Source organism: Mesorhizobium sp. Arg314 (assembly GCF_053714275.1).
This window is the reverse complement of the sequence record NZ_JBSKBP010000003.1, coordinates 51,540-67,347: the sequence shown is the minus strand read 5'-3', so window position 1 is coordinate 67,347 and position 15,808 is coordinate 51,540. Positions and strand designations below refer to the sequence as shown.

Annotated in this window: 21 protein-coding genes; 9 read left to right on the top strand and 12 right to left on the bottom strand. The window is 65.0% G+C overall.

Annotated features, from left to right (window positions below):
• Positions 1–185 precede the first annotated feature (185 nt).
• Complete coding sequence (locus tag ACWGS9_RS04180) at positions 186–839, top strand: outer membrane protein (RefSeq protein ID WP_454504037.1); 654 nt, start codon at positions 186–188, stop codon at positions 837–839.
• A gap of 243 nt (positions 840–1,082) precedes the next feature.
• Here the strand turns inward: ACWGS9_RS04180 and ACWGS9_RS04175 are convergent, their stop codons facing one another.
• The 4 genes from ACWGS9_RS04175 to ACWGS9_RS04160 all read right to left on the bottom strand — a co-directional run bounded on the left by ACWGS9_RS04175 (position 1,083) and on the right by ACWGS9_RS04160 (position 3,880).
• Entirely contained in the window at positions 1,083–1,460 is a 378-nt protein-coding gene (locus ACWGS9_RS04175) for a TfoX/Sxy family protein (protein WP_454504036.1), read from the bottom strand.
• 235 nt (positions 1,461–1,695) lie between these two features.
• A complete protein-coding gene (locus ACWGS9_RS04170; protein ID WP_454504035.1) occupies positions 1,696–2,292 on the bottom strand; it encodes a glutathione S-transferase in 597 nt (198 codons plus the stop codon).
• A 271-nt stretch (positions 2,293–2,563) separates the two neighbouring features.
• Positions 2,564–2,938: a hypothetical protein gene (locus tag ACWGS9_RS04165; RefSeq protein WP_454504034.1), complete on the bottom strand. Its 375-nt coding sequence runs from the start codon at positions 2,936–2,938 to the stop codon at positions 2,564–2,566.
• A gap of 411 nt (positions 2,939–3,349) precedes the next feature.
• Positions 3,350–3,880, bottom strand: coding sequence for a DinB family protein (locus ACWGS9_RS04160; RefSeq protein WP_454504033.1), 531 nt, complete (start codon positions 3,878–3,880; stop codon positions 3,350–3,352).
• Positions 3,881–3,983: 103 nt separating this feature from the next.
• Here ACWGS9_RS04160 and ACWGS9_RS04155 point away from each other — a divergent pair, with 103 nt between their 5' ends.
• From ACWGS9_RS04155 to ACWGS9_RS04145, 3 genes are all read left to right on the top strand, one after another.
• Positions 3,984–4,574 (top strand): TetR/AcrR family transcriptional regulator, encoded by a 591-nt coding sequence (locus tag ACWGS9_RS04155; RefSeq protein WP_454504288.1) that lies wholly within the window; start codon positions 3,984–3,986, stop codon positions 4,572–4,574.
• A gap of 146 nt (positions 4,575–4,720) precedes the next feature.
• Positions 4,721–5,125 carry a YciI family protein gene (locus ACWGS9_RS04150; protein ID WP_454504032.1) on the top strand — a complete coding sequence of 135 codons (405 nt, stop codon included), beginning with the start codon at positions 4,721–4,723 and terminating at the stop codon, positions 5,123–5,125.
• Positions 5,122–6,384, top strand: a complete 1,263-nt coding sequence (locus ACWGS9_RS04145) for an RNA polymerase sigma factor (protein ID WP_454504031.1) — start codon at positions 5,122–5,124, stop codon at positions 6,382–6,384. The genes ACWGS9_RS04150 and ACWGS9_RS04145 overlap by 4 nt, the downstream gene beginning before the upstream one ends.
• Before the next feature lie 209 nt (positions 6,385–6,593).
• Here the strand turns inward: ACWGS9_RS04145 and ACWGS9_RS04140 are convergent, their stop codons facing one another.
• From ACWGS9_RS04140 to ACWGS9_RS04130, 3 genes are all read right to left on the bottom strand, one after another.
• Positions 6,594–7,046, bottom strand: a complete 453-nt coding sequence (locus tag ACWGS9_RS04140) for a hypothetical protein (RefSeq protein ID WP_320213830.1) — start codon at positions 7,044–7,046, stop codon at positions 6,594–6,596.
• Between the two features lie 111 nt (positions 7,047–7,157).
• Positions 7,158–7,520 carry a DoxX family protein gene (locus ACWGS9_RS04135; RefSeq protein WP_454504030.1) on the bottom strand — a complete coding sequence of 121 codons (363 nt, stop codon included), beginning with the start codon at positions 7,518–7,520 and terminating at the stop codon, positions 7,158–7,160.
• 31 nt (positions 7,521–7,551) lie between these two features.
• Entirely contained in the window at positions 7,552–7,974 is a 423-nt protein-coding gene (locus tag ACWGS9_RS04130) for a VOC family protein (protein WP_454504029.1), read from the bottom strand.
• Between the two features lie 165 nt (positions 7,975–8,139).
• On the opposite strand from ACWGS9_RS04130, the gene ACWGS9_RS04125 reads away from it, so the two are divergent.
• Positions 8,140–8,895 (top strand): helix-turn-helix domain-containing protein, encoded by a 756-nt coding sequence (locus tag ACWGS9_RS04125; RefSeq protein ID WP_454504028.1) that lies wholly within the window; start codon positions 8,140–8,142, stop codon positions 8,893–8,895.
• Between the two features lie 6 nt (positions 8,896–8,901).
• On the opposite strand, the gene ACWGS9_RS04120 is transcribed toward ACWGS9_RS04125, so the two are convergent.
• From ACWGS9_RS04120 to ACWGS9_RS04110, 3 genes are read right to left on the bottom strand one after another with little or no spacing between them, the layout of a single operon-like run.
• Entirely contained in the window at positions 8,902–9,750 is an 849-nt protein-coding gene (locus ACWGS9_RS04120) for a 23S rRNA (adenine(2030)-N(6))-methyltransferase RlmJ (RefSeq protein ID WP_454504027.1), read from the bottom strand.
• 58 nt (positions 9,751–9,808) lie between these two features.
• A complete protein-coding gene (locus ACWGS9_RS04115) occupies positions 9,809–10,438 on the bottom strand; it encodes a hypothetical protein (RefSeq protein WP_454504026.1) in 630 nt (209 codons plus the stop codon).
• 32 nt (positions 10,439–10,470) lie between these two features.
• Positions 10,471–11,091, bottom strand: coding sequence for a TetR/AcrR family transcriptional regulator (locus tag ACWGS9_RS04110; protein WP_454504025.1), 621 nt, complete (start codon positions 11,089–11,091; stop codon positions 10,471–10,473).
• A gap of 135 nt (positions 11,092–11,226) precedes the next feature.
• Here ACWGS9_RS04110 and ACWGS9_RS04105 point away from each other — a divergent pair, with 135 nt between their 5' ends.
• The 4 genes from ACWGS9_RS04105 to ACWGS9_RS04090 all read left to right on the top strand — a co-directional run bounded on the left by ACWGS9_RS04105 (position 11,227) and on the right by ACWGS9_RS04090 (position 15,202).
• Complete coding sequence (locus ACWGS9_RS04105) at positions 11,227–11,700, top strand: carboxymuconolactone decarboxylase family protein (protein ID WP_454504024.1); 474 nt, start codon at positions 11,227–11,229, stop codon at positions 11,698–11,700.
• A 238-nt stretch (positions 11,701–11,938) separates the two neighbouring features.
• Entirely contained in the window at positions 11,939–12,856 is a 918-nt protein-coding gene (locus ACWGS9_RS04100; protein WP_454504023.1) for a lysylphosphatidylglycerol synthase domain-containing protein, read from the top strand.
• Positions 12,857–12,861: 5 nt separating this feature from the next.
• Complete coding sequence (locus ACWGS9_RS04095) at positions 12,862–13,938, top strand: glycosyltransferase family 2 protein (protein WP_454504022.1); 1,077 nt, start codon at positions 12,862–12,864, stop codon at positions 13,936–13,938.
• Between the two features lie 106 nt (positions 13,939–14,044).
• A complete protein-coding gene (locus ACWGS9_RS04090; RefSeq protein WP_454504021.1) occupies positions 14,045–15,202 on the top strand; it encodes an ATP-grasp domain-containing protein in 1,158 nt (385 codons plus the stop codon).
• A gap of 6 nt (positions 15,203–15,208) precedes the next feature.
• Here the strand turns inward: ACWGS9_RS04090 and ACWGS9_RS04085 are convergent, their stop codons facing one another.
• Together ACWGS9_RS04085 and ACWGS9_RS04080 are read right to left on the bottom strand one after the other, a co-directional pair.
• Positions 15,209–15,514, bottom strand: coding sequence for an addiction module antidote protein (locus tag ACWGS9_RS04085; RefSeq protein WP_454504020.1), 306 nt, complete (start codon positions 15,512–15,514; stop codon positions 15,209–15,211).
• A 1-nt stretch (position 15,515) separates the two neighbouring features.
• Positions 15,516–15,803 (bottom strand): type II toxin-antitoxin system RelE/ParE family toxin, encoded by a 288-nt coding sequence (locus ACWGS9_RS04080; protein WP_454504019.1) that lies wholly within the window; start codon positions 15,801–15,803, stop codon positions 15,516–15,518.
• Positions 15,804–15,808: the final 5 nt, after the last annotated feature.

Below are 15,808 nucleotides of genomic sequence, written 5' to 3'. Positions count from 1 at the left end.
AAGATGCAACGTCAACTTTCGGCCTCATTCGCGCCGGGGAATGACCCAAGTTCAGGTTCGCTTCAGCCGCATTTCAGCACGACATTTGGAACCGTTGAACGCCAGACCCGTTTATCCCCCCGGACGGGCCGGGGCGTTTCATGAACAAACAAGCCTAAGTGTCTTGTGGCTTAAGGAGTATAACAATGAAGACCAATCTTAAATTCGCGCCGCTTGCCGCCGCGCTCGGGCTGTTCGCCTTCGCTGGTACCGCCTTTGCGGCTGACGTCGTTTCCGAGGAGCCGCCGGCTCCCGCCCCGGTTGCCGAGCTTCCGGTAGCTTCCTGGGCCGGCCCCTATGTCGGCCTGAGCGCCGGCTACGGCTTCGGCGGTCATGCCAAGCTGAAGGACCAGGGTACCAATATCGGCACCAAGGGCTTCGTCGGCGGCGTTTTCGGCGGCTATCAGTGGCAGCAGGAGAACTTCGTGTACGGTGCTGAAGCCGACCTCGGCTATAATGGCACCAAGGGCTCTTCCAACGGCTTCAGCGCCAAGTCGGGCCTCGAAGGTTCGTTGCGCGCCCGCCTCGGCTATGCCGTGACCCCCGAGATCCTGCTTTACGGCACGGGCGGTCTCGCCGCCAAGAACCAGAAGGTCACCGACGACGTCCTCGGTACCAGCGAAAGCAAGGCCATGGTCGGCTGGACGGCCGGCGCCGGCACCGACATCAAGATCACGGACAACGTGTTCGGCCGCGTCGAGTATCGCTACACCGACTACGGCAGCAAGAACTTCGACAATGTCGGCAAGGTCAAGTCTTCCGACAACCGCGTCACCTTCGGCGTCGGTATGAAGTTCTAAGTCGTCCAAGCCACGACACGGAAAAGCCGGGCCTTGCGCCCGGCTTTTTTTGTGCCTTCACGCCTACGCGGCAACTGCCACCGACCAGGTTGCGGGTGACATCGCCCGGATAGGTCCAGGTCACGGCCCCGCACATGCAATGTCCATGGAGTGCCATTGCTTCCTCCGCCTGGCCGTGCGTTCCTCAAAGCCAACTCAACAAATACCGACACATCACGGTCCAGAAAGTGGCAAGCCAGCGGCTTACGCGCGCTTCTTTGCGACCTTGGCGGATTTGACCTTCGGCGGCAGCGTCTCGACGAAGGCCAGCGCGCGATCGAGCCAGGCGCCGAGGTCGGCTTCGCTCGCCGTGCCTTCCGGCGCGACGTGGAGATAGCCTTCCATCGAGCGTCCGCCCATTTCCATTGGGCTCGCATGGGGACGGGCGGCCGCCGCCGCATGCGCATCCTTGCCGACACGTACCAGCAGCCCGCGCTTGGAGGTGCCGATCAACATATTGCCGTTGATCATGAAGCAGGTGCCGCCGAACATCTTCTGCTCGGTGAAGGGGCGCTTGCCGAGGGCGGCGCGCAGGCGCTCGACCATCGGGTCGGGGATAGTGTTGGTGACTGACTTCGCCATGCTCAGCCCTCCGCGATTTGCGTGGCGTCAGGCAAGCACGAAGCGAGTGGCGGTTCAAGCCCGCCTCCCTTTGTGGGAGAAGGTATCGCCGAAGGCGACAGCTTGACACATACCTTCGTCAGCGTTCTGCAGGGCGCCAGGTTCACCTGCGCCTCATTTCTTCCAGTACCCCTCATCCGTCTCGGCGCTATCGCGCCGATCCACCTTCTCCCACAAGGGGAGAAGGGAGCGCGCCTCACCCAGGCACGCTGCCTTTGAGTTCCGGAAACTTCTCATCAAACCGCGCGGCCCAGCGCACGAGCCGGCCGCGGCCCTTCTCCCACTGGCCAGAAAAGCGCAGCGCGAGGTAGCCGAGGGTGGCGCGCAGCGCCAGCTGGCCGGCGGTGATCTTCTTCGGCAGCTTCGGCGGGTTCGCGTTGAGCAGGTCGAGCGCGGCGGTGATCTTTACCCACTGGCGATCGAGCCAGGGCTGATAGACAAAAGTCTCGGGCCGCGTACGCCGCTCATAGACCATCGACAGCGCGCAGTCGCAAATGCCGTCGGCCAGAGCCTCGAGAACTTCCGCCTCGAGCCGCTTGTCGGGATTGCGCGGGAACAGCGCGTTTTTCGACAGCCGGTTGAGATGCTGGGTGATGGCGCGGCTGTCATGGATCGCGCGGCCGTCCTCCAGCACCAGCACCGGGATCTTGCCGAGCGGATTGGCCGAGATCAATTCGGCGGGCTTGTCCTCCGTCTTGACCGGCACGAGGTCGACGGCGATGCCGGCGTGGATGGCCGCCATGCGGACCTTCGAACTGTAGGGGGACGTGGAGGCGTAGAGCAGTTTCGGCATGATCGGTTTCCCAGTTGTTTGCCGCACTGTCGACCGAACGGGTCTCCGGAGCAACGGCCCAGCAAAGCCAATCCCGATTGGCCAATGCACTTTGCCGGCGCGGCTGCCGCAACAAAAAAGCTCCCGGAAGTTTTGCCTGGCAGCAAAATTTCCGAGAGCTTTAGGAGGAGCGTCCGCTCCGTCTTCGCTCGCTGTCACACCGAATTGGCGAGAGGGGTGCCTGGGTGGCACCCGCCCTCACCTGTTGGGCCAGCCAAGCGAAGCTACGCGATTACTTCTTGCCGGCCGGCTTCTTTGCCGGAGCAGCTTTCTTGACGGCTGCCGGTGCCTTGGCGGCGGCTGCCTTCATCGGAGCCTTGGCGGCGGGCTTGGCCGCGGCCTTCGCTGCCGGCTTCTTGGCGGCAGGCTTGGCCGCTGCCTTGGCCACGGGCTTTGCCGCTGCCTTAGCGGCAGGCTTCGCCGCGGCCTTTGCGGCCGGCTTGGCCGCAGCCTTCGCCGCCGGCTTCGCTGCTGCCTTGGCCGGAGCCTTGGCGGCTGCCTTCGGCGCCGCTGCCTTCTTCACTGCTGCAGGTTTCGCGGCAGCCTTAGCTGCCGGCTTCTTTGCCGGCGCTTTCGCCGCCGGCGCCTTGGTTGTCGTCTTTGCCATGCGATGCCCCTTGCGTTTTGCCGATGGTCGTGAGTGACCCGGCGTGCCTATGCATATCTGACTCGCGACTGTCTAGCCAGCGAAGCAACACAATGATTTTCAGTTATTGAATTTTGGTTACGCGAAACGCGAGAAGATGCATCTCATCGTAAAATTGTGAGCGAATCTTTCACTTTCGAAGTGACGGCACGCCATGCAGGTTTCCGCGCGGCTTCTATGACCCGATCATCCACCCATCCCTAGCATAATCTTGCATATGAATGTGAGCATAGTGCTCACAATAAAGAAGAACCCGCCGAGCGCCTGTCTCATCTTGTCCAGCACAAACATCTACAGATGAATCGGCGGCGCGCCGCGATCAAAGCTTGCGCGCTGGTAAGTGAGCTTTTAGCTCATATTCAGATACCGCCCTCAAGCCTCCGCGGGTTCGCATTCGCCCTGCAGGCGACGCATCGGCTCGGCCCGATGCAGATAAACGGCGTAGGTGTCCCAAGGCGGCGAGACCGCGATCCGCGTCAGCATGCGGCCGATCTCGCCGCGATGGTAGCTGCCGTGCAGGACGACATGGGTCAGCATCTCCTGCCTCGTCATGCAGCCCTTGTCGCCGTCGGTGAAGGTGAAGGCGACCGGGTCGGCAAGCTCTTGCTCCGAAACGGTTTCGAGATAATCGAGATACCAGCCGTCGGCCTCCGCCAACGCGGTGCGCAACCCGGCGGGCTCCGGAGTTTCCTCGGTGTTGTCGCTCGCATAGCCATGGGCAACGCCCTTGAGATGCGCGGCGAAAATCCGCGACACGACGTGGAGGTGGTTCATCAGACGGATCGCGGCGTGGCGGTCCCCGGCGTCGGGAGACGGATCCATTCCGGCAAGCTTTTCGACAAGCTCATCGTTCGCCCAGGCCTGATAGACAAACAAGCTCTTCAGCAGGGTCTTGGCACTCATCTTCCGGCTCCATTTGCGTTGATGAAATGAATGTGAGTATCCTGTTTATATTCTCGGGAGACGGGCCAGGATGTCTACTCGCATTGCAAAGCCGGCCGCGCGCATGCGCAAGCAGCCGCGCCAGGCGCGTTCGATCGCTACCGTCGAGGCGATCATCGAAGCCGGTGCTCACGTTCTGAGCGAGCTCGGCTGGGCCGGCTTCTCCACCAACAAGGTGGCCGAGGCCGCGGGCGTCAGCATCGGCTCGCTCTATCAATACTTCCCCGACAAGCTCGCTCTGGTCGAGGCAATCCGGCGCCGTCACTTCGACCATGTGCTGTCGGTGATCAGCGAAGCGGCGGCCGACGAGAAGCCGCTCAGGCAGTTCGCGCGCGAGCTGGTGCGCGGCATGATCGGCGCGCACAGCGTTCATCCGACGCTGCACCAGGTGCTGCTCGACGAGGCGCCCGGCGACCGCGGCTCGCGCGCCGCGCATGCTTCGTTCCAGGCGCGCTATCTCGAACATTATGCGGCGGCCGTCGCGCAGTACCGCAAGCGCCGCAAGGATACCGAGACGATGGCGCGCGTGCTCTCCTCGGCGATCGAGGGCGTGATCCACAACGCAGCGCGCCGCGATATGCTCGACGCCCCGGAATTGCAGAAGCAGCTCGTCGAGCTGATCTCGGCCTATCTATCAAGCAGCAAGGCAGCCTGAGGCAGAGGAGGCTGGCGCCGGCCCGCGCGCCGCCACGCCTTCTCGACCGGTCACCGGCATCGCAACCAATTTTCGCGTCGCTTGTCGATTCCGCCGATCCCCATTCGTCTTATGATCGCAACCAACCGAACCGAAGGAATACCAAGATGCGTTTCATGATGCTGATGATCCCCGGCGGCTACGCGACCGCGGCTCCCGACGCCAGGCCCGAAGCCGAAGCCGTGGCGACGATGATGAAATACAATGAAGAGCTGAAGCGGGCCGGCGTTCTGCTTGCGCTCGACGGGCTGCATCCGCCGTCCTCGGGCGCGCGGGTTTCCTTCAAGGGCGGCAAGCCGGCCGTCACCGACGGCCCGTTCGCCGAGGTCAAGGAAGTGCTCGGCGGCTATTGGGTGATCGACGTGCGCTCGCCCGAGGAGGCCATCGAATGGGCGCGCCGCTGCCCCGCCGGCGAGAACGACGTTATCGAGGTCCGGCGCGTTTTCGAGATGAACGATTTCCCCGAGGACGTCCAGAAGGTTGTCGACGGCTTCGACGAGCTCAAGGATTGACCACGGCTGCAGCGATCGAGGCGGTCTGGCGGATCGAGCAGCCGAAGCTCGCCGCCAGGCTCGCCCGCACCCTGCGCGATGTCGGGCTAGCCGAGGAGGTGGTGCAGGATGCCTTCGTGCTGGCGCTGGAGCGCTGGCCCCAGGATGGCATTCCGCACAACCCGGCCGCCTGGTTGACCAGGGTCGCCACCAACCGGGCGGTCGACCGGTTGCGCCGCACCGTGCTCATCGACGGCAAGCATCGGCAGCTCGCCGTCGATCTCGCCGAGCTGGAGCGGGCGATGCCCGACATCGTGGCGGCGCTCGACGAGGATATCGACGACGATCTGCTGCGGCTGATCTTCACCTCTTGCCATCCGGTGCTGCCGGCCGAGCAGCGCACGGCGCTTGCGCTGCGAATGCTCGGCGGGCTGTCGACGCCGGAGATCGCGCGCGCCTTCCTGGTGCCCGAGGCCACCGTCGCCCAGCGGATCGTGCGCGCCAAACGGACACTGCGCGATGCCGGCATCGCCTTCGAGACGCCGCGCGGGCAAGAGCGGCGCGAGCGCTTGGGCGCCGTGCTGGAAGTAATCTACCTGATCTTCAACGAAGGCTATGTCGCCTCGGCCGGGCCGGACTGGCTGCGCGCGGACTTGAGTGGCGAAGCGATGCGCCTCGGCCGCCTGCTGGCGGCGCTGGTGCCCGAGGAGCCCGAGGCGCTCAGCCTTGTGGCTCTTATGGAGCTCAGCGCCTCGCGCTTTGGCGCCCGCACCGACGGAGCGGGCAATCCGATCCTGTTGCCAGACCAGGACCGCGGCCGCTGGGACTGGTCACTGATCCAGCGCGGCCTCGACGGGCTGAAGCGCGCGATGGCGCTCACGCCGACACCCGGTCCCTATCAGCTGCAGGCGATGATCGCCGCCTGCCATGCCCGCGCAGTGAGCGCGGCCGACACTGACTGGATCGCCATCGCCGCCTATTACCAGGCGCTTGCGCTGGTGGCACCCTCGCCCATCGTCGAGGTCAACCGGGCGGTCGCTGCCGGCATGGCGTTCGGACCGGCGCAAGGCCTCGCCATCGCCGACGCGCTGCGGGAGCAGCTGAAGGATACGCATCTGTTGCCCATCGTGCGCGGCGACCTGTTGGCGAAGCTCGGCCGGATGGAGGAAGCCCGCGCCGAATTCCGCCGCGCCGCCGCGCTCACCGGCAATGAACGGGAACGCGCGCTGCTGCTCGCGCGGGCCGGTGGTGAAACGGTCGAGACCAGCACAATTATCTGATCTCCCCCCTTGCGGGGGAGATGTCCGGCAGGACAGAGAGGGGTGTGAAGGATCGCCGAGCTTTGAGATCGCCGCTCAAAGGGCGTCATCGTCGCTGGTAAAAAGCCAAGGCTGACAATGGCTGGAGGGACAGCACCCCCCTCTGCCCTGCCGGGCATCTCCCCCGCAAGGGGGGAGATTGGCAGCTTCGGCGATAGCGCCTCTCCGCCTTACCTAAGCACGCGGCAGCGGCCGTTATAGACCATCCAGCGGTCGAAGCCGGAGACGCAGAACTCGACATTGTCGCCGATCGAGGCAAAACCCTGCCCTTCCTCGATCAGGTAGAAGATCGAGCGGTCGCGGCCGTCCGATAGGTTGACTGTCGCGCGGCAATAGTGGCGGCCGATCGGCCATTCGTCGCTTGCCGGCTCATAGCGATGCTGGCGAATGTTGCGGAAATCGGTGATCGCGACGTCCGGGAGATGCGGCACGTGATGCACCTGGTAGGAGAAGCGGTCGGTGATCTTGCTAAGCACCCAGCTTTCGCCGCAGACGCTGCCATCGTCCTGGGAGTACGTCGACAGGTCGGCGGCATGCGCAGCCTGGCTGAAGCCAAGCGGGGCGGCCAACGGGGTGCTCAGTGAAATCAGCGCGGCAAGAGCGGAATGGGCGAAGCGGGTCATGACAGCCTCTCAAGGTCGATTGCACGCACTGTGGGGATTCGCTTGGCGGCGGTCAAGCGGTTGCGAAAACAATGGTTTCCGCAAAACTTCGTTCCGGATTTCATCGGCTAATCAGACAGTGCCGGCAATCAGCAGCCCGCCGATAACGGCAATGTTGATCAGGAACGCATTGCGCAGCACCTGGCGCTCGGGCTCCTCGCTGGCCCAGAAACGCAGCAGCATGAGGTTCGTCGCCAGCGTGAAGATGATCAGCGCGCCAGCGGTGAAGGGCCGGGCTATGCCAACAGCAAGCAGGAAACCCGCAATGATCTCGACCGTCGAGCCGGCGGCCAGCATCAAGGCCGGAGCCGGAAATTTCCCGGCGGCCAGATAGTCGCGCATCGTCCCGAATTTCAGGAAATGCTCGATGCCTGCGAAGACGAACACGCCGCCGATGAGGAGAGCGCCAAGCGCTTGGATCATTTGAACAGGCATGGCGGCCTCCTCGGGACTTACTTCGCTGCGTTCAGTCCTCGGGGACGAAGGCCGGGTTGTAGACGACCTCCCACAGATGATCGTCGGGATCCTGGAAGTAGCCGGCATAGCCGCCCCAGAAGGTCTTTTGCGCCGGCTTGACCACGCGCGCGCCGGCCTTGACGGCCTGCGCCATCACCGCGTCGACCTCGGCCTCGCTGCCGACATTGTGGCCTATGGTCAACTCGGTCGGGCTGCGGCCGGTTTGAGGAACGCCGGCATCCCAGGCGATGTTGGCGCGCTCGTAGATGGCGAATTTCAGGCCGCCGGCGAGGTCGAAGAAGACGACGGCGCCATGCTCGAATTCACGGCCGACGATGCCTTCGGTCGGCAGGCCGAGGCCGTCGCGATAGAATTTGAGGGACGCTTCCAGATCATCGACGCCGAGCGTCAGTACGGTGATGCGAGCTTTCATTTCTCTCACTCCTTTCTATATTTGTGACCACAGTCGCAAACGGATGCGGTCCGATGCGAGTGCGCGAAGCGCCCGTCAAGCTCCGTCCGTTTTGCCATGGACGACGTGGCCGGCCTTGAAGATTTCGGCCAAAACGGCCGTCGCACCGATCATATCGGAGAAGAGATGGAACCGGTCCTGGCACAGACAACCGGCTTGTTTCGGGAGCGGCCCGCCCTTCCGGGCCTGGCCGATGCCTTCTCCGCGGTCTGGGTCCACCGCATGGACGAGCACGCTGTTGCACCCATCGTCATCACGCCGGACGCCACGATCGACCTGCAGTGGATCGACGGCCGCTTCCGCGTGGCAGGGCCGGACAAGGAGCCGCAGATCGAGACGCCGCCGGCAGGCGCGGTGATCATCGGCTTCCGCTTCCGGCCAGGCGCGGCCGCCGGCTGGCTCGGCGTGCCGGCCGGCGAAATCGTCGGCGGGCGGCTGGACCTCGGCGAAGTGTGGGGCACCCGCGCCCGCGCGCTGACCGAGCGCGTCAAGGCGGCGCCGGACCTTGTCGAGCTGGTGCGGCAACTGGAGGAGACCGTCGGCATGCACACGCAGGGGCGCGATGCGCTCGACCCGCAGATGGGCCGGGCCTTCGACGTCATCCACGAGGGATTGCCGCCGCAAACGCCGCTGGTTCCGTTCCTGCAGCGTCACCTGCATATGAGCGAGCGGACGCTGCGCCGGCGCTTCGATGACACGTTCGGCTATGGCCCGAAGACGCTCGACCGCATCCTGCGCTTCCACCGGTTCCGCCGCCTGCAGCGGCGGCAGGGCGAAGCTTCGACCGCGCTGCTGGCGATCGAAGCCGGCTATGCCGACCAGGCACATCTGATCCGCGAGAGCCGGCGGCTGACCGGGGTGACGCCCTCGGTACTGGCTTAGAGCGCCCTACTCGCCAGCCAGCCAATCGAGCATCCAGCGCGACGGCTGCCGGACGGCGAGCACCTTGTGCAGCGCCGGCAGCATCAGCCGCAATTCGCCTTCCAGCGTGTAGGGCGGATTGACCACCACCAGCCCACTGCCGTCGAGGCTTGGTTCGTCCGAGGCAGGCCGTATCTCAAAAGCAATGTCGAGCAGTTTCGAAATGCCGGTTTCCTTCAGCGCCGCACGGAAAGCGGTGACCGCCTTGCGGTCCTTGATCGGGTACCAGAGCGCGTAGATGCCGCCCGGCCAACGCCGGTGCGCCTTCTGCAGGGCCTCGACGAGGCGGGAGAACTCGCCCTCTTCCTCGAAAGGCGGATCGATGAGGACAAGGCCGCGCTTTTCCTTCGGCGGCAATTGCGCGCCGGGCGCCAGCCAGCCGTCGAGCTCGATCACCCTCGTCTGGAAATCGCCGGCGAAAACCGATTTCAGCCGCGTGGCATCCTGGGGATGCAGCTCGATCGCCGTCAGCCGGTCCTGGCCGCGCAGGAGATGGCGAACGATCAGCGGCGAGCCCGGATAATGCTTCAGGCCACCGCCGGGATTTTGCGCGCGCACCGCTTCCAGATAGGGCTGAAGCAGTGCCGCCGCCCGTGGCTCGAGCGTGGCCTCGATCAGCCGGCCGATGCCGCCCTGCCACTCGCCGGTCTTGCCGGCCTCGAGCGAAGCAAGGTCATAGCGGCCGATGCCGGCATGGGTGTCGACGACGCGGAAGGCCCTGTCCTTCTGCTTGAGATACTCGACGAGGCGCGCGAGCACGGCATGCTTGACGACATCGGCGAAATTGCCGGCGTGGTAGGCGTGGCGATAGTTCATGCGCGCCTCACTCTAAAGAGCATGGTGTCGACCGAAAACCGTTTCACACTTTTCGGCATCATGCTCGCGGCGAACCGTTGCGGCCCCAGCGCGGCGGTGGCGGCTGCGAATTGGGATTCTGCGGATGGCCGCCGCCGCGCCGGCCGACGACCAGCGACAGCACCAGTCCGGCGAGGCCGATCCCCAACAGCCCATAGCCGGCCGGCTGCGCGCGTTCGTCGACCGAGGCGGTGCCGGCGCGCAGGATGAGATCGACCGTGCGCATGTCGATGCCGTCGGCATCTCCGGGGCCGACGGTGAAGACGTAAGGACCGGGCGTGACCGCCTCGATGACGCCGGCCTCGTCGCGAAAGATCTTGTCGGGCAGTTGCGGGCTGACCTGGCGCGGATTGTCGGTGTGGTTGAAGGAGAGCGTCGAAGCAAGCGCCGTGCGGCCGCCCGCGGCGGCGGTCAGCGTCAGCACCGTGCGCTGCTGCCCGGCGACGCGTTCGGCCCGCGCGGTAAGGTCGACCAGCACTCTGACCGGCGCATCGCCCGCGGCGAGCTGCGCGATGACCGGCCGGAAGCGGCCGCCCTCATAGACGCGATAGGTGCCGATGGCATGGCCGGAAAAATTGCTCATCGCCCAGGGATAGAAGATGCCGATGGCGGCGCCGGCGATGAGGAGAAGGACACACAGGAAGCGCATTCAGGGCCTTGGTTTTCGGGGCGAGAGTGCCACTATTTTTTGGCGGTTTCGTTTCGGGCAGCTTCGCGAACCCGCTCCATCTCGTCCAGGAACATTTCCAGGCCAAGCTCGAAAGTCATGTCGAAGTCACCGGTGCCGAAATAGGCGCCAGCCTTCATGACGCCCGGATAGTCGCGCGCCAGTTCCTCACTGCTGACGGTGGTGACCGCCGAAGGCCCCTTGGCGTAGCCGGCCGTCTCGTCGAGGATCGCGCCCATCAGATAGTAGCCCGCGGCGCGGAACAGGCGGGCGCTGAGCTCAGGCCCGAAACCGCCATCCTCGAACAGGCCGATGATGGCGTTCAGCTTGGCCAGGCAGGGCGGCGAGTTCATGCGGTAGACGACGATGAACGGCGCGAAGGCCGGGTGCTCGGTGGCGACGCGGCGGAACTCCTGCATGCCGGCGCGGACCCTGTCGCGCCAGGGCAAGCTGTCGTCAGGGATAACCAGCCCATTCATCTGCCGGTCGACCAATGCCTCATAGAGATGCGCCTGCGAGGGAAAGTGGTGGTAGATGCTCATCGCCTCGCAGCCGAGCCTGGCGGCGAGCTTGCGCATCGAAAAGCCGGAAAGCCCTTCGCGCTCGATCACCTCGAAGGCGGCGTCCTCGATCATCTCGCGGGAGAGTTTCCCGCGGATCCGCTTTTTTTTGCTCGATGCATCCATGGCCGCGCTTGACAACTTACACTGTAAGGTTCATTTTCCACATACCTTACATCGTAAGGCTAACAAAAACCAGAGGAGAACATCATGTCAGTCATTCGCATCGTCTCAACCGTGCATTCATGCCTTCGTTCCGCCTCGCTCATCGCTGCTGCTGGCGTGTTTGCCGCCGTGCTGGCTTCCGCGCCCACCCGGGCCGATGACTATGACGCCGCCCTCAAGGACATCCAGTCGACGATGGGCGGCGTGCCAAGCTTCGTGAAACAGTTCCCGAAAGCCGGTCTGCCCGGCGCGTGGGCCGAGGTCAAGGCCATCGAGATCAGCGACAAGACGGCGTTGCCGCCGAAGGTCAAGTCGCTGATCTCGCTGGCGGTCGCGGCGCAGATCCCGTGCAACTACTGCATCTGGTCCGACACCCAGGATGCCAAGCGCGCCGGCGCCACCGACGAGGAGATCCAGGAGGCCGTCGCCATGGCGGCGCTGACGCGCCACTGGAGCACAGTCTTCAACGGCATGCAGGTCGATTTCGACCAGTTCAAGAAAGAAATGGGCGGGGAGTAAGGCCAATCACGGCAAAGCGGGCGGGCGCGACGTCCGCCCGCTTTTGACCGTGCCGATCGAGGCTCCAACCAAGCTTATGGATTCGCCGCGGCCGCTGCTCTATAGGAACAGCGCCTTGAAAAAGCCGGCGCGGATCCGATATCGGACCGGCGCCGGCCGGGCCGACATTCGAGAGTTGCCCCCACGTGGGCCTCGGATTGCGCTTCCGCCCCGACTGGGCGGCCCATTGGAGACCTGATTGAAGCGAGCGATATCGATAATCGTCACTTTGGCGCTGCTGGCATGGCTTGCCAGCGACTCGCGCTGGAAGATGGTCGGCGATGCCTTTGCCAGCATCACGCCCGGCGCGTTCGCGGCTGTGGCGGCGGCGCTGTTCGTCACCTATGTGCTGCGGGCGCTGCGTGTCTGCGATGAATTCCGCGACGATGTGAATGGCCGCTTCGGCGCCACGCTTCGCGTCATCCTGATCCACAATGCCATGATCAACATCGTGCCGTTCCGTGGCGGCGAGACGGCCTTCCCGATCCTTTTGCGCCAGGTATTCGGCGTATCGATCGTGCGCGCCAGCGCTTCGCTCCTGTGGTTCAGGCTGCAGGACGCTTTCGTCGTCGGCGTGCTGGCCTGCCTCGTCTGGCCGGGCCTGCATCCGGCGCTCAGGGCCGCTGGCATCGCGGCGCTGATCGCCGCCGCGTGGTACCTGCCGCGCTGGGCGCGCGCGCCGCATGACTGGACAGGGCGCGGCAGGATCGTCTCGAAATTCGGCAAATTGCGCGACATCTTCACCGAAGCGACGGGGCGCTCGCGCTATGGCTGGTGGTGGACGATCGCCAATTGGGCGCTGAAGCTCGGCGTGCAGGGCTGGCTGCTCGCCATGCTGCTCGGCACCTCGTTCCGGACCGCCTTTCCCGGCGCGGTCGGCGCGGAAGCCGCCGCCATCCTGCCGGTGCAGGGCGTCGCCGGCTTCGGCACCTATGAGGCGGGTGCCGCCGCAGCACTGCTCTATTCCGGCATCGCTTTGAAGGACGGCCTGCAGGCGGCGCTGGCGCTGCATCTCTTCATCCTCTGCTCGGCGGTCGCAACCGGTGCGATCGCCTGGCTGTTCCCCTCGAAATCGACGCTGCCGGAAACCCCGGCGGCGGGACCGGCAAGGAAATGACCGCCATGAACGTGCTTCCCATTCCGGCTTCCGGATTGCCCGAGGGCGCCGTCATGCCCGAGCACAAGCTCTCCATCGTCATCCCGATGTACAACGAGGCCGACAATGTCGAGCCGCTGCTTGTCCGCATCCATCAGGCGATGGAAAATTACAGCCAGCCCTGGGAAGTGGTGCTGGTCGACGACGGCAGCACGGACGCCACGCCCGCCGAGATCCGCCGGCTTGCGGCCCGATACGGGCCACATGTGCATGGCGTGGAGCTGGTGCGCAACTACAAGCAGACCGCCGCCATGCAGGCCGGCCTGGACGCCGCGCGCGGCGACGTCATCGCGACGCTCGACGGCGACCTGCAGAACGATCCGTTCGACATTCCGCGCATGGTCTATCGCTTGCTGACCGAGGATCTCGACCTCGTCGCCGGCTGGCGCAAGAACCGCAAGGAAGGGTTCTGGATGCGCCGCCTGCCCTCGCGCATCGCCAACAAGCTGATCGCGCGCGTCACCGGCGTGCAGCTCAAGGACTATGGCTGCAGCCTGAAGGTATTCCGCGGCAGCGTCATCCGCAGCGTCCGGCTCTATGGCGAGATGCACCGCTTTATCCCGGCCTGGCTCGCGACAGTGACGACGCCGCGCCGCATCGCCCAGGAAGTGGTGACGCACCACGCCCGCATCCACGGCCAGTCGAAGTATGGCATCTCGCGCACCTTCCGCGTGGTGCTGGACCTCGTCTTCATGTTCTTCTTCTTGCGCTACCGCACACGGCCCGGCCATTTCTTCGGCGGCATCGGCATCGTGCTCGGCGTGCTCGGCTCGCTGATCCTGGCCTATCTGCTTGCGGTGAAAGTGTTCCTGGGACAGGACATCGGCACCAGGCCGATGCTCATCACCGGCTTCTTCCTGGTGATTGCCGGGCTGCAGGCGATAACGTCGGGCGTGCTCGCCGAAATGCTGTCGCGCGTCTATCTCGAGGCCAACGGCGCGCTCGCCTATGTGGCGCGGCCGCAGCCCGCGCATGGCGAGGGCGACGGCTGGCACTGGCCGAGCAAGCCGGCGACCGAGAAGGCAAAGCCGCGCCGGAAATGATCCGGCCGGCCCCAAAATAGCGCAGGGCATCGATAACAGCCCGCGTTGCCAACGACGCCGATTTCGCGCAACGGTTTTTCGCGACGGGAACGACCGCGAATGAGCGATGCCGGGGGCTGACGGATCCATCCTGATTACCGGGGCACGCGCCCCTGTGGCGCTGCATCTGGCGCGCCTTCTCCATGGCGCTGGGCACAGGGTGATCCTGGCCGACACGCCGGCGCGGCCGATCGCGGCAGGGAGCAAGGCCTCGGCGCACTATTATCGACTGCCACCGCCCCGTTTCGCGCCGCAAGCCTATGCCGACGCCGTGGCGGCGCTGACCCGGGCTGAAGGCGTCGGCCTCGTCATCCCGACCTGCGAGGAAGTCTTTCACCTTGCGCTCGTCTGGCGCGGCAGGACCATGCCTGCGCTTTTGTTTGCACCCGATATTGAGTTGTTGGCGCAGGTTCACAACAAGCACAGTTTCATCCGGCTCGCCGAACGGCTCGGGCTGAAGGTGCCGGAAACGACGCTGCTCAGCTCGCGCGGTGATGTCGAAGCCGTGGGCGACCGCTCGCGCGCACTCGTGTTCAAGCCGGTCTGGTCGCGCTTTGCCAGCCATGTGCTGCTGCGCCCGCCGCCGCAAGCGCTCGATGCAATCGCGCCCTCGCCCGCCATGCCTTGGGTGGCGCAGCGTTTTGTCGAGGGCGAGGAGATCAGCGCCTATGCGGTGGCACGCCAGGGTCGGCTCAAGGCACTCGCGCTCTATCGCTCGCTTTACCGCGCCGGCAAGGGCGCCGGCATTTTCTTCCAGCGGGTCGAGGACAGTGTTGCGCGTGAGCTGGTCGAGCATATCGTCGCCGGCACCTCATGGACCGGGCAGATCTCCTTCGACCTGATGCGTGAGCCGAGCGGCCGCGTGCTGCCGCTCGAATGCAATCCGCGCGCCGTGAGCGGCCTGCATTTCTTCCGCGATCCGGCGCGCTTCGCGGATGCCGTGCTCGGCGACGGTCCGGAAGTCGCGCCCGACGTCACCGCGCCGCAAATGGTGCGGCTTGCGATGTGGATTTATGGATTGCCAGCGGCGTTGCGTTCGGGCGGGCTCGCCCGGTTTCGCCAGGCGATGCGCGAGGGCCAGGAATTGCTCGACTGGCCGGGCGATCCCGCGCCTGTAAGGGCGCAATGGCCGGCGCTGGCGGAGATCGCGCGAATGGCGTTGCACGAGCGGATCAGCCTGCAGGCGGCTTCGACGCGCGATATCGAGTGGAACGGGCCTGGTTGAGGTGCTTCACGCTCCGAGCGAACCAGGGTCGATAGGCTTTACGTCGAGCTGCAGGCCCAGGGCCTTGGTGACACCCAGCAGGGTGCTGAGGCGCGGATCGCCCTTTTCACTCAATGCCTTGTAAAGCGCCTCCCGGGTAACACCGGCGCCCTTAGCTACGGCCGTCATGCCGCGAGCGCGCGCGATGACGCCAAGTGCGTGTGCGATATAGGTCGCGTCACCGGTCTCGAACGCGTCGGCAAGGAGCTCGGCCTGAGACTCCGCGTCGTCGAAATATTCAGCGGCATCGAACGGTGTGGTTCTGAGAGCCATATTAAACCTCGTTTGCCATCAGCTTGGCTTTTTTGATGTCTCTGTCCTGGGAGGATTTGTCACCTCCGCAGAGCAGGACGATGACCGTGTTGCCGCGCCGGACGAAATAGACGCGGTAACCCGGCCCATAATCGATCCGAAGCTCGCCTATGCCTTCGAAGAATTTGGCGTCTCCCAGCAGACCGGCCCCAACACGGATGAGCCTCTGAGCGATCTTCCTGGCAGCTCGGATGTCCTTGAGGTCGCGCAGCCATTTCCCGAATTCGTCAGTCTGCCGGACCTCGATCATGTGTG

Excerpts from the sequence above, each read along its gene's own strand:
- ACWGS9_RS04160 (WP_454504033.1), bottom strand. The coding sequence starts at position 3,880 with ATGAGTGCCAAGACCCTGCTGAAGAGCTTGTTTGTCTATCAGGCCTGG.
- ACWGS9_RS04140 (WP_320213830.1), bottom strand. The coding sequence starts at position 7,046 with ATGACCCGCTTCGCCCATTCCGCTCTTGCCGCGCTGATTTCACTGAGC.
- ACWGS9_RS04085 (WP_454504020.1), bottom strand. The coding sequence starts at position 15,514 with ATGGCTCTCAGAACCACACCGTTCGATGCCGCTGAATATTTCGACGAC.
- ACWGS9_RS04080 (WP_454504019.1), bottom strand. The coding sequence starts at position 15,803 with ATGATCGAGGTCCGGCAGACTGACGAATTCGGGAAATGGCTGCGCGAC.
- ACWGS9_RS04180 (WP_454504037.1), top strand. The coding sequence starts at position 186 with ATGAAGACCAATCTTAAATTCGCGCCGCTTGCCGCCGCGCTCGGGCTG.
- ACWGS9_RS04105 (WP_454504024.1), top strand. The coding sequence starts at position 11,227 with ATGTCAGTCATTCGCATCGTCTCAACCGTGCATTCATGCCTTCGTTCC.
- ACWGS9_RS04150 (WP_454504032.1), top strand. The coding sequence starts at position 4,721 with ATGCGTTTCATGATGCTGATGATCCCCGGCGGCTACGCGACCGCGGCT.
- ACWGS9_RS04135 (WP_454504030.1), bottom strand. The coding sequence starts at position 7,520 with ATGCCTGTTCAAATGATCCAAGCGCTTGGCGCTCTCCTCATCGGCGGC.
- ACWGS9_RS04095 (WP_454504022.1), top strand. The coding sequence starts at position 12,862 with ATGAACGTGCTTCCCATTCCGGCTTCCGGATTGCCCGAGGGCGCCGTC.
- ACWGS9_RS04130 (WP_454504029.1), bottom strand. The coding sequence starts at position 7,974 with ATGAAAGCTCGCATCACCGTACTGACGCTCGGCGTCGATGATCTGGAA.
- ACWGS9_RS04155 (WP_454504288.1), top strand. The coding sequence starts at position 3,984 with ATGCGCAAGCAGCCGCGCCAGGCGCGTTCGATCGCTACCGTCGAGGCG.
- ACWGS9_RS04110 (WP_454504025.1), bottom strand. The coding sequence starts at position 11,091 with ATGATCGAGGACGCCGCCTTCGAGGTGATCGAGCGCGAAGGGCTTTCC.
- ACWGS9_RS04090 (WP_454504021.1), top strand. The coding sequence starts at position 14,045 with ATGCCGGGGGCTGACGGATCCATCCTGATTACCGGGGCACGCGCCCCT.
- ACWGS9_RS04165 (WP_454504034.1), bottom strand. The coding sequence starts at position 2,938 with ATGGCAAAGACGACAACCAAGGCGCCGGCGGCGAAAGCGCCGGCAAAG.
- ACWGS9_RS04125 (WP_454504028.1), top strand. The coding sequence starts at position 8,140 with ATGGAACCGGTCCTGGCACAGACAACCGGCTTGTTTCGGGAGCGGCCC.
- ACWGS9_RS04170 (WP_454504035.1), bottom strand. The coding sequence starts at position 2,292 with ATGCCGAAACTGCTCTACGCCTCCACGTCCCCCTACAGTTCGAAGGTC.
- ACWGS9_RS04115 (WP_454504026.1), bottom strand. The coding sequence starts at position 10,438 with ATGCGCTTCCTGTGTGTCCTTCTCCTCATCGCCGGCGCCGCCATCGGC.
- ACWGS9_RS04120 (WP_454504027.1), bottom strand. The coding sequence starts at position 9,750 with ATGAACTATCGCCACGCCTACCACGCCGGCAATTTCGCCGATGTCGTC.
- ACWGS9_RS04175 (WP_454504036.1), bottom strand. The coding sequence starts at position 1,460 with ATGGCGAAGTCAGTCACCAACACTATCCCCGACCCGATGGTCGAGCGC.